The organism is Stenotrophomonas sp. 85239_Sma, from assembly GCF_056481725.1.
Window position 1 is genome coordinate 1,499,241 of the sequence record NZ_CM151163.1, and the last position, 20,056, is coordinate 1,519,296.

A 20,056-nucleotide genomic window follows, 5' to 3' on the forward strand; every position below is an offset into this window, starting at 1 on the left:
GGTCGCCATGTCCGCACAAGCTCCAGCCGCGCCCGGCGCTCCGGGCGCACCGGCGGCGCCGGCTGCGGCCTCCGGGTTCCTGCCGCCCAGCGTCGCCCTGTGCACCGTTGGCCTGGCGATGGCGTCTTTCATGCAGGTGCTCGACACCACCATCGCCAACGTCTCGCTGCCGACCATCGCCGGTAATCTCGGTGCCAGTTCGCAGCAGGCAACCTGGGTCATCACTTCCTTCGCGGTCAGCACGGCCATCGCGCTGCCGCTGACCGGCTGGCTCAGCCGCCGCTTCGGCGAACGCAAGCTGTTTGTGTGGGCCACGCTGGCCTTCGTCATCACCTCGCTGCTGTGCGGCCTGGCGCAGAGCATGGGCATGCTGGTGGTGTCGCGTGCGCTGCAGGGTTTCGTGGCCGGCCCGATGTACCCGATCACGCAGTCGCTGCTGGTCTCGATCTATCCGCGCGAGAAACGCGGGCAGGCATTGGCGCTGCTGGCGATGATCACGGTGGTTGCGCCGATCTGCGGCCCGATCCTCGGTGGCTGGATCACCGACAACTACAGCTGGGAATGGATCTTCCTGATCAACGTGCCGCTGGGCATCTTCGCCGCGCTGGTGGTGGGCAACCAGCTGAAGGGTCGCCCGGAGCAGATCGAGAAGCCGAAGATGGACTACGTCGGCCTGGTCACCCTGGTGATCGGTGTCGGCGCGCTGCAGCTGGTGCTCGATCTGGGAAATGACGAGGACTGGTTCTCGTCGATGAAGATCGTCGTGCTGGCCTGCGTGGCAGTGGTGACGCTGACGGTGTTCCTGATCTGGGAACTGACCGACAAGGATCCGATCGTCGACCTGAAGCTGTTCCGCCATCGCAACTTCCGCGCCGGTACGCTGGCGATGGTGGTGGCCTACGCGGCATTCTTCAGCGTGGCCCTGCTGATCCCGCAGTGGTTGCAACGGGACATGGGCTATACCGCGATCTGGGCAGGCCTGGCGACCGCGCCGATCGGCATCCTGCCGGTGATCATGACGCCGTTCGTGGGCAAGTACGCATCGCGCTTCGACATGCGCATGCTGGCCACGGTCGCGTTCATTGTGCTCTCCATGACCAGCTTCCTGCGGTCGAACTTCAACCTGCAGGTGGACTACATGCACGTGGCCGGCGTGCAGCTGATCATGGGCATCGGCGTCGCGCTGTTCTTCATGCCGGTGCTGCAGATCCTGCTGTCGGACCTGGACGGTCGCGAGATCGCGGCAGGCTCCGGCCTGGCCACGTTCCTGCGAACGCTGGGCGGCAGTTTCGCGGCGTCGCTGACAACCTGGCTGTGGGCGCGGCGCACCCAGGTGCACCATGCCGACCTGACCGAGCACATTTCGGCCTATCAGCCGGGCATGCAGGAGCAGGTCACGGCGATGGGGCAGGGCGACCTGCAACACGGTGCAGCGGTACTGAACAACATGATCAACCACCAGGCATCGCAGATGGGCTTCAACGACATCTTCTTCCTGCTGGGCTGGATCTTCCTGGCGATCATTGCGTTCCTGTGGCTGGCCAAGCCGCCGTTCGGCGCGGGGGCAGGTGCCGCCGCTGGTGGCGGGCACTGATCGATCTGCCACTGGGTAGCGCCGGGCCATGCCCGGCGGCGTTCCCGCCAGATGCATCCACGCATGGCGTGGATCTACTGGAATGCAGAAACCCCGCCGGAAGGCGGGGTTTCTGTTTGGAGCGTTGTGCAATTCGGTAGATCCACGCCATGCGTGGATGAGCGTCGCCATCGCGTTGAATGGCGGGCCCCGGAAACGAAAAAACCCGCTTTCGCGGGTTTGATCATCTTGAGTCGTGGTGCCCAGGAGAGGACTCGAACCTCCACGGTTTTACCCGCTAGTACCTGAAACTAGTGCGTCTACCAATTCCGCCACCTGGGCGACTCAGGAGGTGAATTATGGGGAGCGACAGAAGATGTGTCAACAACATTTCACACTTTTTTCTGCGGCTGCACGCCGAGGTGATGCAGCAGGCTGCGCATCGCCGGTGACAGCTGCGTCCACTCGGCAAAACACGCACACAGGCGACGTTGTGCCCACGCATCGGAGAGCGCCATGCCAACTGTATGCGTGCTGCGCCGATGCTGCCGGGCGATGGTCCGCGGCACGATGCCGACGCCGATGCCGTGGCCGACCATGATGCACACGCCTTCGAAGGTCTTCATGCGGATGCGCACATCCAGGCGTCGCCCGATGTCGCGCGCCTGGTCCTCGATGTAGGTCTGCAGAGCATTGCCATCGGCCAGGGCAACGAAGGTCTCGCCGGCAACCTCGGCAAAGGTCACGCTGCGCCGCGATGCGAGGCGGTGATCGGCCGGCAGCAGCAACACCAGCGGGTCTTCGGCGACCACGTGCTGCTGCAGGCCGGCGGCGTCGACCGCATCGCTGATGATGCCGGCCTCTGCCTGGCTGGCACTGATCGCGCGTACGACTTCGGGGCTGGTGCGCTCGATCAGTTCGACATGCAGGCGCGGGCGTTCGGCCAGCCACGGTGCGAGCCGCGCGGGCAGGTAGTTGGTCAGCGCGGCCGTGTTGGCATACAGGTGCAGGGTGCCGCGCGCGCCCTGCGCGAACGCCTGCAGTTCGCCGCGCAGCTGTGCCTGCTGCTGCAGGATCAGCCGTGCATGATGGGCGAGGGCGGCGCCGGCCTCGGTCAGGCTGACGCCGCGTGGGTGCCGGTTCAACAGCGGGGTGCCAGCATCGGCTTCGATCGTGCGCAGGCGTTCGCTGGCTGAACCCAATGCCAGGTTTGCCTGTGCCGCGCCGGCGGTGATGCTGCCGGCTTCGGCGATTGCCAGGAACAGGCGCAGGTCGGCGATGTCCATCCGCATGTCGTGCCTCATTGCTGATCCGGCGCCTTCGGGTCAGCCGAAGGCTCGGCCGGGAAGACCGCATTGTGCGCCGGGTGACGGCCCGATCCAATGAAGGCATGAATGAATCGATGTACTTCCATGTGCTGTTGGTGGTGGTGTTCGTGCTGGCCGGCGTGGTCAAGGGTGTGACAGGGATGGGGCTGCCGACCGTGGCGATGGGCCTGCTGGGTGGCGCGCTGTCGCCGGTGGCGGCGGCATCGATGCTGTTCATCCCGACCTTCGTCACCAATGCGTGGCAGCTGCTGTCCGGGCCCTCACTGGGCCACATCGTGCGGCGCCTGTGGCCGATGATGCTGGCCGTGGTGGTGGTGACGCTCGGGTCGGCAGCGCTGCTGGTGCGGGTCGATCGCACCTGGTCGCGCGTGGCGTTGGGCGTGGCGCTGGTGGTCTACGCGGCGTATGCGCTGCTCGCGCCGGTGTTCCGCGTACCGCAGCGGCGCGAGCGTTGGCTGGGTCCGCTGGTGGGTGCGCTGTCCGGTGTGGTGACGGGTGCGACGGGGGTGTTCGTGATGCCGGCGGTGCCGTACCTGCAGTCGCTGGGGTTGCAGCGCGAGGAGCTGGTACAGGCGCTCGGGCTGGCGTTCACCGTGTCGACGATTTCGCTGACCATCGGCCTGGTGCTGCACGGCGCGTTCGGCATCCAGCAGCTTGGGCTGAGTGCATTGGCGGTGCTGCCGGCGCTGCTGGGCATGTGGCTGGGCCAGGTGATCCGGCAGCGCATCAGTGCGCGCGTGTTCCGCGCCTGCTTCCTGGGGTTCCTGCTGCTGCTTGGCCTGGAGCTGGTGCTGCGGCCGCTGTTCTGATGCCGCATTCCAGGCATGAAAAAACCCGCTTTCGCGGGTTTTTCTCATTCTCGACGTGGTGCCCAGGAGAGGACTCGAACCTCCACGGTTTTACCCGCTAGTACCTGAAACTAGTGCGTCTACCAATTCCGCCACCTGGGCGTCGAGGAGCGAGATTATGGGGTGCCGTGACGGGGGTGTCAACACCTTTTCTGGATCCGGGGTCGGATCCCGTTTCGCGTGCGGAACGGGCTCTGACCCCAACCCACTCGCTTGGCGTCAGAGCCCTTTCCTGTGGAAAGGGATCCGACCCCGCTGTGGGATCTCAGGCAAAAAAAATCCCCGCCGAAGCGAGGAGTTTTTTCGATGGTGCCCAGGAGAGGACTCGAACCTCCACGGTTTTACCCGCTAGTACCTGAAACTAGTGCGTCTACCAATTCCGCCACCTGGGCGTTCCAGAGGCGCAATTGTGAAGATGAACCCGCAGGCTGTCAACGATTTCCTGAATATTTTTCACGCAGGACCTTCAAGACGGCCGCTGACCCGTTCTGCACGCCGTCAGCGGCTACCATGTAGGGCGATGACTACCAAAAAACCAAGCAAGGGCGGGAGCACGTCCCGCAGCCAGGGCCCGAAGAAAGGCGCCAAGACGGGCGCGGCCCGCACCCCCAAGCCAGGCAAGCCTTTGCCGGGCTGGTTCCCCGAATTGAATGAAGGCGGCGCCGCGCCGCGTGGCCGCAAGGCCCGCAATATGGATGCGCCGGGGCCTGCTCCGGGCCGCAAGCTGCCGCCGACCGGCAAGGTGATCGACGATCCCTATGCCGCACGCGAAGCCGAGAAATACGAACAACCCATCGCCAGCCGTGAGGCCATCCTGGCCCTGCTGGAGCGCTGCGAAGGGCCGCAGACCGCCGAGGAACTGGGCGCGCGCCTGGGCCTGACCGCACCAGACCGGGCTGAAGCGCTGTCGCGCCGGCTCGGCGCCATGGTCCGCGATGGCCAGCTGGTGCAGAACCGCCGGGGTGGTTTCGCTCCGATCCAGACGTTGAACCTGGTCACCGGCGTGGTGATCGCCAACCCCGAAGGGTTCGGCTTCCTGCGCCCGGTCGAAGGCGGCGACGACCTGTTCCTGCCCCCGTATGAGATGCGCAAGGTGATGCACGGCGACAAGGTGCTGGCCCGCGTGACCGGCATCGATCACCGTGGCCGTCGCGAAGGCAGCATCGCCCGCGTGCTCGAACGCGGCATGACCCGCCTGATCGGCCGCTTCAGCATCGAGATGGGCATCAACTATGTGGTGCCCGACGACAAGCGGGTGCAGCGCAACGTGCAGGTGCCGCCGGACCAGACCGGTGGTGCACGCGACGGCCAGCTGGTGGTCTGCGAACTGACCCAGGCGCCGGACAGCCGCCGTCCGCCGATCGGCCGCATCATCGCCGTGCTCGGCGACAAGCTGACCGCGTCGCTGGTGGTGGAGACCGCCATCCACGGCCACGAGCTGCCGTTCGAGTTCCCGCAGGAGGTGCTGGACGAAGCGGCTTCGGTGCCGCTGGTGGTCGAGCCGGCCATGATCGGCGACCGCGTCGACCTGCGCAGCACGCCGCTGGTCACCATCGACGGTGAAGATGCCAAGGACTTCGACGACGCGGTGTATTGCGAACCGAATGCCGAAGGTTTCCGCCTGGTGGTGGCCATCGCCGACGTGTCCAACTACGTCCGCCCCGGTACGCCGCTGGATGAAGAGGCGCAGAAGCGCGCCACCTCGGTGTACTTCCCGGGCTTCGTGGTGCCGATGTTGCCGGAGACCCTGTCCAATGGCATCTGCTCGCTGATGCCGAAGGTCGACCGCATGTGCTTCGTGTGCGACATGCAGATCGATCGCGATGGCCTGGTCACGCATTCGCGCTTCTACGAGGCGGTGATGAATTCGCATGCGCGCCTGACCTACACCCAGGTGTGGAAGGCGGTGGGCGAGGACGATGCCGATACCAAGGCCTGGATGGGCGACCTGCTGCCGCAGGTGCAGCGCCTGCACCAGTTGTACAAGGTGCTGTCCAAGGCACGTGCCAAGCGTGGCGCCATCGAGTTCGAAAGCAGTGAAGTGCGCTTCGTGCTGGACAACCGTGGTGAAGTCACCCAGGCCGGCATGCTGGTGCGCAACGACGCGCACAAGCTGATCGAGGAGTGCATGATCGCGGCCAATGTGGAGGCGGCCAGGTACCTGCTGTCGCGCCACGTGCCGGCCCCGTACCGCATCCACGAGAAGCCGCCGGAAACCAAGTACGCCGACCTGCTGGAATTCCTCAAGGAGTTCAAGCTGAGCCTGCCGCCGTGGTCGAAGGTGCGCCCGGGCGATTACACCAAGCTGCTGAAGAAGATCCGCGATCGTCCCGATGCAACGCTGCTGGAATCGGTGCTGCTGCGCAGCCAGAGCCTGGCCATCTACAGCCCGGAGAACCACGGCCACTTCGGCCTGGCGCTGGAGGCGTACGCGCACTTCACCTCGCCGATCCGCCGCTATCCCGACCTGCTGGTGCACCGCGCGATCAAGCACGCGTTGTCCGGCAAGCCGCTGGACAAGTTCACCTACAACGCGCGCGAAATGGCGGCCCTGGCGCTGCAGTGTTCCGAGCGCGAACGTCGTGCTGATGAGGCCGAGCGCGAAGTCGACGAGCGTTACCGCGCGGCATGGATGGAAAAGCACGTGGGCGGCCAGTTCGACGGTGTGATCAGCGGCGTCACCAGCTTTGGACTGTTCGTGGAGCTGGATGAGTCGAAGGTGCAGGGGTTGGTCCATGTGACCCAGCTGCCGCAGGACTATTACAAGTTCGACGCCACCCGCAAGACGCTGACCGGTGAACGCCGCGGCAGCAGTTATCGGTTGGGCGACCGCGTGCGCATCCTGGTGCTGAAGGCCAGCATGGAAGAACGCAAGATCGACTTCCGCCTGGTCGAACACAAGGGCGAAGACGAGGGCGACGGCCTGCCCGCGCTGCCTGAGCGTGGCAAGCCGGCCAAGCGGACCAAGAAGCAGTATTGAAAGGCGTGCCGACCCACGGTCGGCACCCACTTCACCCGGTAGGTGCCAACCGTGGGTTGGCACGACGTTTCGGAGGAGCGCACCATGCAGGGCCAACCCGAATTCAGCGGCGGCTGCCAGTGCGGCGCGATCCGCTTCCAGGTGCGCGGCGAGCTGACCCACAGTTCCATCTGCCATTGCCGGATGTGCCAGAAGGCGTTTGGTGCCTATTACGCACCGCTGGTGTCGGTGCGCGGCGTGCAGTTCAGCTGGACCCGCGGCCAGCCGCGTTATTTCCAGTCGTCCAACGTGGTGCGGCGTGGCTTCTGCGCCGACTGCGGCACCCCCCTGACCTACGAGGCGCCGGATGGCGTGGCGGTGGCCGCTGGCGCCTTCGACGAACCCGAACGCCTGCCGCCGACGATCCAGTACGGTGTGGAGCGCAAGGTGCCGTTTGTGGACAGCCTGTCGAGCCTGCCGGAACGGCGCACCGAGGAAGACGTCGCGGCGCTGGAATTCCTGGCCACGATCGTGTCCCACCAGCACCCCGACCACGACACTCCGCACTGGCCGCCGCGCAGCCGCTCCGCCGAAGGCTGAGCGGCGGGTGCGCCGGGCACGGCCCGGCGAGCGCGCAGCGCGGTCGGCGCCGATGCTCTACCATAGCCACCCCCTTTCCGGTCCCCGCCCGCATGAGCAAGAACAGCCAGTGGATTGTCGGCGTCAACGCCGTCGCCTCCTCCATCGAGAACGACGCCGAGAACGTCCGCGAAGTGCTGGTCGAGGCCGGTGCGAAGAACCCGCGCCTGACCGAGATCGAAGAAAACGCCCGCCGCAAGGGCATCGACGTGCGCAAGGTGAACAGCCAGGCGCTGGACGGTGTTGGCGGTTCGGTGCGCCACCAGGGCGTGGCCGCGCGCTATGCCGCCGCCCGCACCTACAGCGAGAACGAACTGGAAGGCCTGGTCGCAGCGGCGGAGGGCAAGGCCCTGCTGCTGGTGCTGGATGAAGTGCAGGATCCGCACAACCTCGGCGCCTGCCTGCGTTCGGCCGCTGCCGCCGGTGCGACCGCGGTGATCATCCCGAAGGACAAGTCGGCTACGGTGAATGCCACCGTGCGCAAGACCTCGGCCGGTGCTGCCGATCTCATCCCGGTGGTGGCGGTGACCAACCTGTCGCGCTGCCTGAAGGACCTGCAGAAGCAGGGTGTGTGGATCTACGGCCTGGCCGGCGAAGCCACCGCGTCGCTGTACCAGCTGGACCTGAAGGGCAACATCGCCCTGGTGCTGGGCGGCGAAGCCGATGGCCTGCGCCGCCTGACCCGCGAGAACTGCGATGGCCTGGTCAAGATCCCGATGCCGGGCGAGATCGAGAGCCTGAACGTCTCCGTCGCCGCCGGCGTCAGCCTGTTCGAGGCCGTGCGCCAGCGCGGTTGATCGGCAGCGCCATGTAATCGGGGCCGCAAACCTTGGTTGGCGCTCCCAAAGCCTTACCCCGCGCTGCCGCCCAGCGCTTTGAACAGGGTCACGTCGTTGTTCAGCTGGCCCTGGCGCACGCGCGCCAGCGACAGTTCGGCATCGCGCCGGGTCTGCTGTGCCTCCAGCCACGTGCGCAGGTCGGTAGCGCCCACGCGGTAGCGCACTTCCTGCGCGCGCTCCACTTCCACCGCTTCGTCGTACGAGGCCTGCGAGGCCGCCACCTGGCGCGCCAGCTGCTCGCGTGCCGACAGCGCGTTGTCCACTTCCGAGAGCGCGGTGTACAGCGTCTTGCGGAAGTTGCTGGCGGCGATCTGGTAGGCGGTGCCGGCGATGTCGGTGTCCAGCTGCGCGCGCTGCAGGTTGAGGAAGGGCAGTGACAGGCCGGCGCCCAGCGTGGCCACCGGGTTGCGCAGCACATCGCCCAGCGAGGTCGCGCTGGAACCGAGGCTGCCGGTCAGGCTCAGTGCCGGGTAGTACTGGGTTGCAGTGACCTTGATGGTCTTCAGGCTGTTGCGCAGGCGCAGTTCGGCCGCGCGCAGGTCGGGGCGGCGGCCGAGCAGGTCGGCCGGCAGGCCTTCGGCAATGAAGGGGCTGCGTGCGCCCAGCAGGTCCTGCGGTTCGTCCTGCTGGGGCCAGGGCGTGCCGTCCAGCAGCACGGTCAGCGCATTGCGCACTTCCACCCGTTGCTGTTCCAGCGCGCTCTGCGAGGACCGCTGCGACTGCAGGTTCTGCAGTGCCTGGCGGACTTCCAGGCGCGATACCGCACCGGCGTCGAAGCGGGCCTGCACCAGTTCCCGGGTGCGCTCCAGCCGCTCCAGGTTGGCCTGGCCGGTGGCGATGGACTGGTTGAGGTAGGCCAGGTTCCAGTATTGGGTGATGGTGTCGCTGATCACCAGCAGGGCCGTGTTCTGCCGGTCTTCCTCGCTGGCCTGGGCTTCCCAGCGGGCGATGTCACGCTGCGCGCGCAGGCGCCCCCACAGGTCCACTTCCCAGCCCAGCGAGACGCCGGTGGAATAGCTGCGGCGCCAGTCGTCGGCCTGGTCGGTCGCGCGGCTGGCGCTGCCGCTGACACCGGACGACGACGGCTGCGGCCACAGCGCGTTGCCGGCCAGGCCGGCCTGCAGGCGTGAACGCTGCACGGCCAGGCCGGCGGCAGCCAGGTCGCTGTTGGCAGCCAGCGCCTGTGCCACCAGCCGGTCCAGGCGTTCATCGCCGAAGCCGGTCCACCAGGTGTCCTGGCGGATGTCGCGACCCGGGGTGTCCAGGCTGCTGCGCGGGTCGTCGGCCGGTGCGTTGAGGGTGGCATCGCCACGCCCGTAGCGGGCCGCCACGTCGGGGGCGTGCACGGGATAGCGGTCGACCGATGCACAGCCGGACAGGGCGAGCAGAACGGCGCCCGCCAGCAGCTGGCGCGGGGATGCAGGGAAGGGCAGTCGGATCATCATCATCTTCATTCGCGGGCCAGGGCCTCCACCGGATCGAGCTGCGCGGCGTTGCGCGCGGGCAGGAAGCCGAACGCCACCCCGATCAGGGTCGAGCAGGCGAACGCGGCGACGATCGAGGCGGTGGAGAACAGCACCTGGAAGTCGCTGGCGAAGCGGCCGATCATCGAGCCCAGCAGCAGGGCCAGGCCGATGCCGAGCACGCCGCCGAGCAGGCACACCAGCACCGCTTCGATCAGGAACTGCTGGCGGATATCACTCTGCCGTGCACCCACGGCCATGCGCACGCCGATCTCGCGGGTGCGCTCGGTCACCGACACCAGCATGATGTTCATCACGCCGATGCCGCCCACCAGCAGCGCGATGGCGGCGATGGCGCCGATCAGCAGCGTCATCGTGCGCGTGGTCTGCTCGATGGTCTGCCGGATCTCGGCGCTGTTGCTGAGGAAGAAGTCCTCGGTGCCATGGCGCAGGGTCAGCAGGCGGGTGATCGCTTCCTGCGCGGCATCCATCGGCGTGGCGTCGTCCACGCGCACGGTGATGCTGGACACGTGGCTCTGGCCGAGCATGCGCGACATCACCGTGGTGTAGGGCACCCACACGCTGAGGCTGGTGCTGCCGCCGAAGCCGAAACTCTGGCGCTTGGCCACGCCGACCACGCGTGCCGGCACGTTGCCGAGCAGGATCACCTGGCCGACCGGATCGACATCGGGGAAGAACTGGGTCTGGGTGTTCTCATCGATCACCGCCACCTGGCCCAGGCCCTTCACTGCATCGCTGTCGAATAAGCTGCCACTGAGCAGGGTCACGCCCTTGACCCGGAAGAACTGCTCGCCGACGCCGCTGACCTGGGCGGTGGAGGACTGGTTGCGGTAACGCGCGGTGACCGAGGTCGACACGCTGGGGGTGGCGCTGTCCACGTAGCTCTGCCTTGCCAGTGCATCGGCATCGCTGGCCTTCAGCGTCTGCACCCGCGCCGAGCGCATATCGCCGAAGCCGCGGCCGGGGTAGACATCGATGGTGTTGGTGCCGAGCGCGCTGATGTTCTGCAGGATCTGTTGCTGCGAGCCGTTGCCCAACGCCACCACCGAGACCACCGAGGCGATGCCGATGATGATGCCGAGCATGGTCAGGAAGGTACGCAGCCGATGTGCGTTCATCGCCAGCAGCGCCATGCGGAACACTTCGGTGAAGCGGTCGCGCGCCGCCCGCCAGCTGTTGCCGCGGGCAACGCCGGTGCTGGCCTCGCGCTGCGCACGGTAGGTCGGTGCGTTCGGGTTGGCGCGGTCGGCGATGATCTCGCCGTCGCGGATCTCGATGATGCGCTGTGCGTGTTCGGCCACGCTCATGTCGTGGGTGACGATGATGATGGTGTGGCCTTCGGCGTGCAGTTCACCGAGGATCGCCATCACCTCCTCGCCGGACTTCGTGTCGAGCGCGCCGGTTGGTTCGTCGGCCAGGATCACCTCGCCGCCGTTCATCAGCGCACGCGCGATCGACACGCGCTGCTGCTGGCCGCCGGACAGCTGGCCGGGCTTGTGGTGCATGCGGTCGCCCAGGCCGAGCCGCTGCAGCAGCTGCTCGGCGCGGGCGTTGCGCACTGCGCCCGGGCTGCCGGCATACACTGCCGGCACCTCCACGTTGCCGCGTGCATCGAGGTCGCCCAGCAGGTGGTACCGCTGGAAGATGAAGCCGAAATGCTCGCGTCGCAGTTCGGCCAGCTCGTCCGGTTCCATCTTCCCGGTTTCGCGGCCGGCCACCTGGTAGCTGCCACGGGTGGGACGATCGAGGCAGCCGAGGATGTTCATCAGCGTCGACTTGCCTGAGCCGGACTGGCCGACGATGGCCACCATCTCACCGGCGTGGATGTCGAGGTTGACGTCACGCAGCACGGCGATCACATCGTCGCCGGCCGGGAACTCGCGTCGAAGGTCGCGCAGGCGCAGCAGAGGCGCCGCCGTGCTCATCGGCGTCCCATGCCCGGGCCGCCGACCCGCATCTGCATGCCGCCGCGGTTGCCGCCGCCGGCATTGGCACCGGCCGCACCGGCTTCGCCCACCACCACGCGCTCGCCTTCCTGCAAACCGGACAGGATCTCGGCCGAAGCGCCGTTGTTGATGCCCACGGTGACCTTGCGCGGCTGCGGCTGGCCGTTGTCATCCAGCACCCGCACCATGCGCTCGTCGCCACGGCGCTTCGGCCCCAGTGCCACCGCCGGCACCATCAGCACGCCCTTGGCCTGCTTGAGCAGCACCGATACCTGCGCGGTCATGTCGATGCGCAGCGTGCCATCCGGGTTCTCCACGTCGAACAGCGCGTTGTAGTAGACCGCGCTGCTGGAACTGGAGCTGGACGAGCTGCTCGAGCTGGACGAACTCTCGTTGGCGATCGAGGCCGGCGCCGGATTGATCTGGCGAAGCGTGGCGTGGTACTTGCGGTCCGGATCACCCAGCGTGGTGAAGTACACCGGCATGCCGGCCTTGATCTTGACCACGTCGGCCTCGGAAATCTCGGCATTGACCGTGACCACGTCCAGCCGCGCCAGCATGACGATGGTCGGTGCGGTCTGGTTGGCATTCACCGTGCGGCCTTCCTCGGCCACCACCGCCACCACGGTGCCATCCATCGGCGCGGTGATGCGGGTGTAGGCCAGGTTGGCGCGGGCGGTGCCCAGTTCGGTTTCGCGGCCCTTGATCTGTGCCTCGTAGGACTGCAGCTGGGCACGGGCGGTCTTCAGCTGCGCTTCGGCGGCATCGTATTCCTGGCGCGAGGTGGCCTCGGCGGCCAGCATCTGCTGCTGGCGTGCGAATTCCAGTTCGGCCTGGCGCAGGGTAGCCTGCTGCACGGCGCGCTGGGCAGTGACCTGGTCCAGCGAGGCCTGCGCGTTGAGCACCTGGTTCTGCTGGGTGGTGGCGTCGATCTCGGCGATCAGATCGCCTTCCTTCACGGTGTCGCCCAGCTGCACCTTCAGCGATTTGATCTGGCCCGAGGCCTGCGCACCGACGCTGACCAGCTTGTAGGCGTCGATCACGCCGGTGGCCTCCACCGTCTGCTCGATGTCGCCGCGGCTGACCGGGGTGGTCGCCACCGCAGGGGCGGCGGGCTTGCGCAGCAGCCACCAGGCGGCAACGGCGACGGCAAGGGCAAGCAGGCCGATCAGTATCAGGCGACCCCGGCGGGTCGCGGGCAGCAGGCGGAACGTCACGTCGTGGCTTCACTCTGGGGGCCGCACGGGCGGCGTTGGTGGGCATTGTGAAGACCGGGCGATGGACGGCTCAATCCTCGGGACATGTCTGTATGTAACACTGTCGGTGAATACGCGTAACCACAGGTATCCCGCCCGTGGGTGGATACACTGGTACGCATGGCCCCGGATGCGGTTCAGCTGCCGACACGGGATGATCGCGACATGGAGACTGAAAACCCGATGCATCGACTGCTGATCGTCGACGACGACAACGACATCCGCACCCTGCTGGCCGAACAGCTCGGCCGTGCCGGCTACCAGGTGAGCACGGCCGCCGATGGCACCGCCATGCGCCAGCTGCTGGACCGTGAGCACGTGGACCTGATCGTGCTCGACCTCAACCTGCCGCGCGAGGATGGCCTGACCCTGTGCCGCGACCTGCGCGCGCGCTCGAACACGCCGGTGATCATGCTGACCGCACGTGCCGAGCCGATCGACCGCGTGCTGGGCTTGGAAATGGGTGCCGACGACTACCTGGCCAAGCCGTTCGAACCGCGCGAGCTGCTGGCGCGCATCCGCAACGTGCTGCGCCGGACCGAGGCGCTGCCGGCCAACCTGGAGCCGCTGGCGGTGCGCCGTGCGCGCTTCTCGCGCTGGGTGTTCGACCTGGAGCATCGCCACCTGGTCGATCCGGACGACCGCGTGGTGGTGCTGTCCGGCGCCGAATTCCGCCTGCTGCGGGTGTTCATTGCCCACGCCAACAAGGTGCTGTCGCGCGAGCAGCTGGTCGCGCTCAGCAGCGGCCGCAACTACGAGGCGCAGGACCGCGCCATCGATCTGCAGGTCAGCCGCCTGCGCAACAAGCTGGGCGACGACGGTGGTCCGGACGGACTGATCAAGACCGTGCGCAACGAAGGCTACGTGCTGGCCTCCTCGGTAAACCTGGAATAAGCCGCGATGAAGCGCCTGCGCCATTTCCTGTCCTCGATGGTCGGGCGGTTGTTCGTGATCCTGCTGCTGGGCATGGCGGTGGCTGCGATCGGCGCGACCATGCTGGCCACCTCCAAGCGCCAGCAGGAGTTCGAGCGGCAGAACCTGAACCGCATTGCCGACCGCCTGCAGGGCTACGTCAACCTGCTGGACGGCAATCCGGAGCTGCGCGAGCGCCTGCTGGCGATCGGTGGGCCGAGCGTCCGCGCACTGCAACCCGGCGCCCGCCTCGGGCGGGCCGATACGGCGTTGATGGAAGTGCTGGAAGACCGCCCCGGGCCGGTGTCGCGCGCGCATGTGCATTTCGCTTCGTTCCGTTCCTGCATTCCCAAGCTGCAGGACCTGTTGCCGCCGCCGCCACCGGGCCACCGGCGGCCGCCGCGCGAACGCGACCCGGCGTTCATCCCGCCCAAATGCCGCGCGGTGGACGTGACCCTCAACGACGGCACGCTGCTGAAGCTGGCGCTGGACTCGCCAGCGGTGGCGCACAACGGCATCCTCGCCGTGGACCCGTGGTTCCTGACCCTGCTGGTGCTGGCCATCGCGGTGCTGGCCTACATCGTTGCACGCATGGCCAGCGCGCCGCTGCAGGAGCTGGCCGCCGCCGCCGAAGATCTCGGCGATGATCTGCAGCGCGACCCGTTGCCGTTGCGCGGCCCGCGCGAAGTGCAGCGCGCCGCCGAAGCGTTCAATGCCATGCAGCACCGCCTGCAGCGGCACCTGGCCGAACGCACGCAGATGCTGGCGGCGATCACCCATGACCTGCAGACGCCACTGACCCGGCTGCGCCTGCGCCTGGAGAATGTCAGCGACGAGGCCCTGCGCGAGCGCCTGATCGGCGACCTGGCGGCGATGCAGGCGCTGGTGCGCGAGGGCCTGGAACTGGCCCGCAGCGCCGAAAGTGCCGAGCAGCGCGCCGCACTCGACCTCGATTCGCTGCTGGAGAGCATTGTCGAGGACACCGCCGAAGGCGGCGCCGATGTGGTCTTCGAAGGCGGCAGTGGTTCGGTGCTGATGCTGCGGCCGCTGGCCATGCATCGGCTGTTCTCGAACCTGGTGGACAACGCGGTGATGTATGCGCAGCGGGCGCGGGTACGGGTCGAGCGCAGCGGCGGTGCGATCACCGTGGTGGTGGCCGATGACGGCCCGGGCCTGGCCGAGGAGCAGCTGGAGGCGGTGTTCGATCCCTTCGTGCGGGTGGAAACCTCGCGTTCGCGCGAGACCGGCGGGGCGGGCCTTGGCCTGACCATTGCCCGCGCTCTGGCCGAGAAGGACGGAGCCCGGCTGTGGCTGCGCAACCGGGCCGAAGGTGGGCTGGAGGCGGTGGTGCAGTGGCCGGCCAGTGCCCAGGTGGTGGCGCCCGGCCGCGCCGGCTGAGCCGGAGGGCTGCGCACGGTGACGCCGGGGCCGGGGTTTGGCCTATCATCTGCGCATCTCCCCAGTCTCCCCCCGATGAGCCAGCCCGTTCCCGCCGGCATGCCGTTCCGCGCTGCCTGGCAGTTCCCGCATGCTGCCGTGCCTTGCAGCCGCACCTGGCCGCCGCCGTTGCGGTGATGGGCGGGCAGGGGGACGAGGGGCGCTGGGTGGAGCGCCGCACATCAGGATTCAGGCGGGCGCTGCGGCAGGGCCTGCTGTGGCTGCTGCTGGCCCTTGCGCTGCCGCTGGCGGCACAGGATGGTGCGCCGCCGCTGCGCGATTACGCCATCGATGTATGGACCTCGCGCAACGGGCTGCCGCACAACTCGCTGCGCGACATCGCGCAGACGCCGGAGGGCCATCTGTGGTTCGCCACATGGGAAGGGCTGGTGCGCTACAACGGCCTGGATTTCACCGTGTTCGACCGCAGCACGCGCCCGGGCCTGCGCGACAACGGCATCGGCGCACTGTTCGTCGACCGCCAAGGCGGGCTGTGGATCAGCGATTCGCGCGGCAATGTCAGCCATCGCGGCAGCGACGGCCAGTGGCGGGTATGGGAGCACCAGGCCGGTACACCGCAGGTGCTGATCCAGTCCATGCAGATGGACAGCCAGGGCCGGCTGTGGCTGCTGTTCGAAGGCAAGGGCGTTGGCTATCTGACGCCGGACACCGGCATCGTCTACCAGGCACCGGCGGCGGACCTGCCGATGGCGATGAGCTTCACCAAGCTGGTGGTCGATGCACAGGACCGGGTCTGGGTCGGCACGCTCGATGGGCTGGTGCTGCGCGACAACGATGGGGTACTCAAGCGCGCGCCCGCCGCATGGGGGCTGGGCGCCGGCAGTGGCCTGTCGTGGCCGTACCGGGCGCCGGATGGCGCACTGTGGATCGTCGCCGGCGAGCGCCTGTACCGGGTGGAGGACGACCAGCTGGTGCTGGTGCACCGCCTGCCGGGCCAGCTGCACATGACCTCGATGCTGCAGGACCGGCATGGTGACCTGTGGCTGGGCACCGAGAACCAGGGCCTGCTGCGCATCTCCGCGCATGGCCTGGAGCGGTTGCCGGCCGGCCTGAACCTGCCGGGTGGACGGGTGGTCAGCCTGCGCGAGGATGCCGAAGGCAGCATCTGGGTAGGGGCCAACGGTGGCTTGTATCGCCTGCGCGAAACGTTGTTCAGCAGCTACACCGAGCGCGATGGGCTCAGTGGTGACTATGTGCGCACGGTGTTCGAGGATCGCAACCGGCAGTTGTGGGTCGGCAGCGCCAGTGGCCTTGACCTGCAGGCTGCCGACGGCCGTTTCCGCGCGATACCGCTGCACAACCGCGGCGGCAAGGCACCCTCGGTACTGAGCCTTGCGCAGGGACCGGACGGTGACCTGTGGGTGGGAACCTTCGGCGATGGCGTTTACCGGCTGGGCCGCGATGGGCGCCTGCGCCACAACTATGCGGCCGCCGATGGCATGCCGGGTGGCAACATCCGTGCGATCAGCGTTGGCCCGCAGGGCGTGGTCTGGGCCGGCACGCAGAAGGGCGTGGTACGCATCGACGGCGACCGTGTACAGGTCTCGAACGTGCCGGGCATGCCTGGCGGCCTGATCACCGCGCTCGAGCATGACCATCAGGGCAACCTGTGGATCGGCACCATCGAAGGCATCCGCGTGCTGCGCGGCGACCATGTGCAGTCGATCGACCTAGCCCCGCTGGGGGGAGGCCGCAGCGTGTTCGGTTTCCACCAGCTGGGCGATGCGATGTGGATCAGCAGCGATCGCGGCCTGTACCGCTGGCGCAACGGTGCGCTGGCGCGGGTCGGCCTGGAGCAGGGCATGCCGGTGGATGCGGTGTTCCAGCTGGTGCCGGACCGCCTCGGCAACGTGTGGATCAGCAGCAACCGTGGTGTGTTGCGCACCGACATGGCGACCCTCAATGCAGTGGCCGATGGCCGCACGCCACGGGTAGAGGTGGAGCGCTACAACGAGATCGACGGCATGGCCAATGCACAGGCCAACGGCAGCTCAAGCCCATCGGCGATCCTGCGCCAGGACGGCACGTTCTGGGTGGTCACCGCCGGTGGCCTGAGCACGGTCGACCCGCAGCGGCTGCAGCGCTTCCGCGAGCGGCCATCGCCGCCGGCCGCGATCGAGAGCGTGCAGGTGGATGGTGCGCCGGTGCATTGGGAGGGGCCGGATCGCAACTCCATTCCCGGTGGCCGCCGGCTGGCGGTGAGCTATGTCGGCCTGAGCTACCTGATGTCCGACCGGATCCGCTACCGCACGCGGCTGGATGGCCTCGATGCTGGCTGGGTGGAGCGTGGGCCGCAGCGCAGCGTCGAGTTCGTCGGCCTGCCTCCGGGCGACTACACCCTGCACGTGGCCGCTGCCCATCCGGGTGGCAGCTGGGGCCAGCAGGAAGCCGTATGGAGCTTCACCGTGGAGCCGTTCTGGTGGCAGCGACGCAGCGTGCAGGTGCTGGGTGGACTGTTGCTGCTGGCCGGGCTGGTGTTGCTGTACCGCCTGCTGCTGCAGCAGCTGAAGGCCAGCAACCTGCGCCTGGCGCGGCGGGTGGACGAAGCGACCTTCGACCTGCAGGCCAAGACCGTGCACCTGCAGGCGCTGAACCAGGAAAAGACCGAACTGGCCGAGCGCCTGGCTCGCCAGGCCGAGGCGTTCGAGCGCCAGGCCCGCGAAGACGCCCTGACCGGCCTGGCCAACCGCCGCGCCTTTGATGAAACCCTGGCCCGCGACTTCGCGCGTTCGCAGCGCAGTGGTCACCCATTGTGCCTGGTGGTGCTGGATATCGACCACTTCAAGGACGTCAACGACCGCCACAGCCACAGCACCGGTGATGCGGTGCTGGTGCAGGTGGCGACGTTGATCGCGGCGGCCTGCCGCGACTCCGACCTGCCGGCGCGCACCGGCGGCGAAGAGTTCGCGCTGCTGCTCAATGACACCCGACTGGAGGAAGCCGCGCAGCTGTGCGCACGCCTGCGCGGGCTGTTCCACGACCATCCCGACTGGGCCGGTGTGGAAGGCCTGCGCGTGACCTTCAGCGCGGGCCTGGTGGAGCTCGATGCCGACGACCGCACCCCGGCGCTGCTGTACCAGCGTGCCGACCGTGCTCTGTACCGCGCCAAGAGCGATGGCCGGGATCGCACGAGCATCGGTTGATCGCATCCACGCATGGCGTGGATCTACGGGTGTTGCCGTACCAACGGTCGGCACCCACCAGAGAAGTGACCCACCAAAGCGGTGATCGGCAGCCCGCAACGAGCGCAGCGACCCGCTGTTGCTTCCGCTTTTCTGATCTTTCCGTGGCGGCCAGCAACCTGTCGAAGGCCGGGCAGGGTGGGGTCGCGGGGGTATCCGCGCCATGGATGGCGCGGCTAAGCCCCCAGGGACGGGTTCACGGCGTCCCCCGCGACCCCACCTTGCCCGGCCCAACCGATGATTCGCTTCCCGCCACGAGGGGCTCCGCCGTTGGCTGCCTTATCGCGGCCAGGCGTTGGCGATCGTGCAGAACAGGCGCGCGGTCTGCTCGGTGTCATACACCGCGCTGTGCGCTTCATTCGCATCCCAACCCAACCCGGCGGCGGTGGCCGCACGCGCCAGCACGGTCTGCCCGTACGCGATACCGGCCAGGGTGACCGTGTCGAACACGCTGAACGGATGGAACGGGTTGCGCTTGTGGCCGGTCCGCGCCACTGCGGCGTTGACGAAGCCCAGGTCGAAATGGGCGTTGTGGCCGACCAGGATCGCGCGCTGGCAGCCGTATTTCTTCATCGCCGCACGCACCGGAGTGAAGATGTGGTCCAGCGCCGCCTTTTCTTCCTTGGCCAACCGGAATGGGTGGTCGAGGATGATGCCGGTCACTTCCAGCGACTTCGGGTCGATTTCCAGGCCTTCGGCCGGGACCACGTGGGCACTGGCGGTCTGGCCGGGGTAAAGCAGGCCGTTCTCGTCCATCTCGATCGGCACCGCAGCGATTTCCAGAAGCGCATTGCGCTGGCTGTCGAAGCCGCCGGTTTCCACATCCACCACCACCGGCAGGAAGCCGCGGAAGCGTTGTGACATCGCGCGCTGCGCCTGGGGGACTGCGGAATCGGGAGCGGCGGCAGGTGCGGGGGTGGGGTCAGTCATGCGTGAATTCTAGCAGAGCGCCCCCGAGCGCCTGGCTGGCCTGTGATGCACCGGTTCGCTGCGTAGGAGCGTGTCGACCAAGGTCGACACCCACCGGTGCACCGTGCGCTCAGGATGCCGGTAGGTGGCAACCATGGTTGCCACGGCGCGCGCCGGCCAAGGTCGGCATCTACCGGACTGCGCGCGGTGCCGTGGTGGTGGATGGCTGCCATCGGGCCAACCATGCGTCCACGCTCAGCTTGCCGGCACCGGTGAAGATCAGCGGCAGCAGCATGGCCATGAACAGCACCGGCAGCTTGAAGTTGCCGAAGCCCTGGTCGCTGATCGCATAGCCCATCGCCAGCTCGGCCAGCGAGTTCCACTCCATCGGCCAATGCACCGCATAGGTGGCCACCACGGTCAGTACCAGCAGACTGGCGGCGGCGAAACGGGTACCGAAGCCAAACAGCAGGCAGGCCGCCCCGACCAGTTCGAACCAGGTCGCCAGTTGCCAGTTCAGGGCGGCCGGCAACTGGTCGAACGGGAATGGAAAGGCGTCCTGCAGGTCAGCGAACCAGTTCTGACCGCGCAGCTTCTCGCGGCCGGATTCGAAGAATTCCCAGGCCAGCAGCAGGCGCAGGCCGAGCGGGGCCAGCCAGGGGGCGAGACGGTCCAGCTGGCCGCGCGCGGTGGCCAGGGTCGGAAGGTTCATCAGGGGATCTC

Annotated in this window: 14 protein-coding genes and 3 tRNA genes; 8 read left to right on the plus strand and 9 right to left on the minus strand. The window is 67.7% G+C overall.

Annotated features, from left to right (window positions below):
- Window positions 1-7 precede the first annotated feature (7 nt).
- Window positions 8-1,594: a multidrug efflux MFS transporter permease subunit EmrB gene (gene emrB / locus ACYKG1_RS07020; protein WP_100471776.1), complete on the plus strand. Its 1,587-nt coding sequence runs from the start codon at window positions 8-10 to the stop codon at window positions 1,592-1,594.
- Window positions 1,595-1,830: 236 nt separating this feature from the next.
- On the opposite strand, the gene ACYKG1_RS07025 is transcribed toward emrB, so the two are convergent.
- Window positions 1,831-1,915: transfer RNA gene (locus tag ACYKG1_RS07025), tRNA-Leu, on the minus strand.
- Window positions 1,916-1,965: 50 nt separating this feature from the next.
- Window positions 1,966-2,865 carry a LysR family transcriptional regulator gene (locus ACYKG1_RS07030; protein ID WP_262226484.1) on the minus strand — a complete coding sequence of 300 codons (900 nt, stop codon included), beginning with the start codon at window positions 2,863-2,865 and terminating at the stop codon, window positions 1,966-1,968.
- Between the two features lie 98 nt (window positions 2,866-2,963).
- Here ACYKG1_RS07030 and ACYKG1_RS07035 point away from each other — a divergent pair, with 98 nt between their 5' ends.
- A complete protein-coding gene (locus ACYKG1_RS07035; protein ID WP_478472230.1) occupies window positions 2,964-3,710 on the plus strand; it encodes a sulfite exporter TauE/SafE family protein in 747 nt (248 codons plus the stop codon).
- Between the two features lie 56 nt (window positions 3,711-3,766).
- On the opposite strand, the gene ACYKG1_RS07040 is transcribed toward ACYKG1_RS07035, so the two are convergent.
- Window positions 3,767-3,851: transfer RNA gene (locus tag ACYKG1_RS07040), tRNA-Leu, on the minus strand.
- Between the two features lie 205 nt (window positions 3,852-4,056).
- A tRNA-Leu gene (locus tag ACYKG1_RS07045) sits at window positions 4,057-4,141 on the minus strand.
- 128 nt (window positions 4,142-4,269) lie between these two features.
- Between ACYKG1_RS07045 and rnr the strand changes: the two genes are divergently transcribed.
- The 3 genes from rnr to rlmB all read left to right on the plus strand — a co-directional run bounded on the left by rnr (window position 4,270) and on the right by rlmB (window position 8,144).
- Window positions 4,270-6,729, plus strand: coding sequence for a ribonuclease R (rnr, locus tag ACYKG1_RS07050; RefSeq protein WP_430541849.1), 2,460 nt, complete (start codon window positions 4,270-4,272; stop codon window positions 6,727-6,729).
- Window positions 6,730-6,813: 84 nt separating this feature from the next.
- Window positions 6,814-7,308 carry a GFA family protein gene (locus ACYKG1_RS07055; RefSeq protein ID WP_262084491.1) on the plus strand — a complete coding sequence of 165 codons (495 nt, stop codon included), beginning with the start codon at window positions 6,814-6,816 and terminating at the stop codon, window positions 7,306-7,308.
- A gap of 92 nt (window positions 7,309-7,400) precedes the next feature.
- Complete coding sequence (rlmB, locus tag ACYKG1_RS07060; protein WP_100471781.1) at window positions 7,401-8,144, plus strand: 23S rRNA (guanosine(2251)-2'-O)-methyltransferase RlmB; 744 nt, start codon at window positions 7,401-7,403, stop codon at window positions 8,142-8,144.
- A gap of 53 nt (window positions 8,145-8,197) precedes the next feature.
- Here rlmB and ACYKG1_RS07065 read toward each other — a convergent pair whose 3' ends face one another.
- Genes ACYKG1_RS07065 through ACYKG1_RS07075 form a run of 3 tightly spaced genes read right to left on the minus strand, consistent with a single transcriptional unit; the run spans window position 8,198 to window position 12,833 of the window.
- Window positions 8,198-9,640 carry an efflux transporter outer membrane subunit gene (locus tag ACYKG1_RS07065; protein WP_478472231.1) on the minus strand — a complete coding sequence of 481 codons (1,443 nt, stop codon included), beginning with the start codon at window positions 9,638-9,640 and terminating at the stop codon, window positions 8,198-8,200.
- The gene (locus ACYKG1_RS07070) at window positions 9,637-11,595 is read right to left on the minus strand and encodes a MacB family efflux pump subunit (RefSeq protein WP_478472232.1); all 1,959 of its coding nucleotides are present in this window, start codon (window positions 11,593-11,595) and stop codon (window positions 9,637-9,639) included. Before ACYKG1_RS07070 ends, ACYKG1_RS07065 begins: the two co-directional genes overlap by 4 nt.
- On the minus strand, window positions 11,592-12,833 hold the full coding sequence (locus ACYKG1_RS07075) for an efflux RND transporter periplasmic adaptor subunit (protein WP_262084488.1): 1,242 nt from the start codon (window positions 12,831-12,833) through the stop codon (window positions 11,592-11,594). Before ACYKG1_RS07075 ends, ACYKG1_RS07070 begins: the two co-directional genes overlap by 4 nt.
- 204 nt (window positions 12,834-13,037) lie before the next feature.
- Between ACYKG1_RS07075 and ACYKG1_RS07080 the strand changes: the two genes are divergently transcribed.
- From ACYKG1_RS07080 to ACYKG1_RS07090, 3 genes are all read left to right on the plus strand, one after another.
- Window positions 13,038-13,766: a response regulator gene (locus tag ACYKG1_RS07080; protein ID WP_057498358.1), complete on the plus strand. Its 729-nt coding sequence runs from the start codon at window positions 13,038-13,040 to the stop codon at window positions 13,764-13,766.
- Window positions 13,767-13,772: 6 nt separating this feature from the next.
- Window positions 13,773-15,182 (plus strand): ATP-binding protein, encoded by a 1,410-nt coding sequence (locus ACYKG1_RS07085; protein ID WP_049446197.1) that lies wholly within the window; start codon window positions 13,773-13,775, stop codon window positions 15,180-15,182.
- Between the two features lie 176 nt (window positions 15,183-15,358).
- Complete coding sequence (locus tag ACYKG1_RS07090) at window positions 15,359-18,385, plus strand: two-component regulator propeller domain-containing protein (protein WP_478472717.1); 3,027 nt, start codon at window positions 15,359-15,361, stop codon at window positions 18,383-18,385.
- A gap of 318 nt (window positions 18,386-18,703) precedes the next feature.
- Here the strand turns inward: ACYKG1_RS07090 and rnt are convergent, their stop codons facing one another.
- Together rnt and ACYKG1_RS07100 are read right to left on the minus strand one after the other, a co-directional pair.
- On the minus strand, window positions 18,704-19,354 hold the full coding sequence (gene rnt / locus ACYKG1_RS07095; RefSeq protein WP_014036542.1) for a ribonuclease T: 651 nt from the start codon (window positions 19,352-19,354) through the stop codon (window positions 18,704-18,706).
- A gap of 169 nt (window positions 19,355-19,523) precedes the next feature.
- Window positions 19,524-20,045, minus strand: coding sequence for an HvfX family Cu-binding RiPP maturation protein (locus ACYKG1_RS07100; RefSeq protein ID WP_478472233.1), 522 nt, complete (start codon window positions 20,043-20,045; stop codon window positions 19,524-19,526).
- Window positions 20,046-20,056 lie beyond the last annotated feature (11 nt).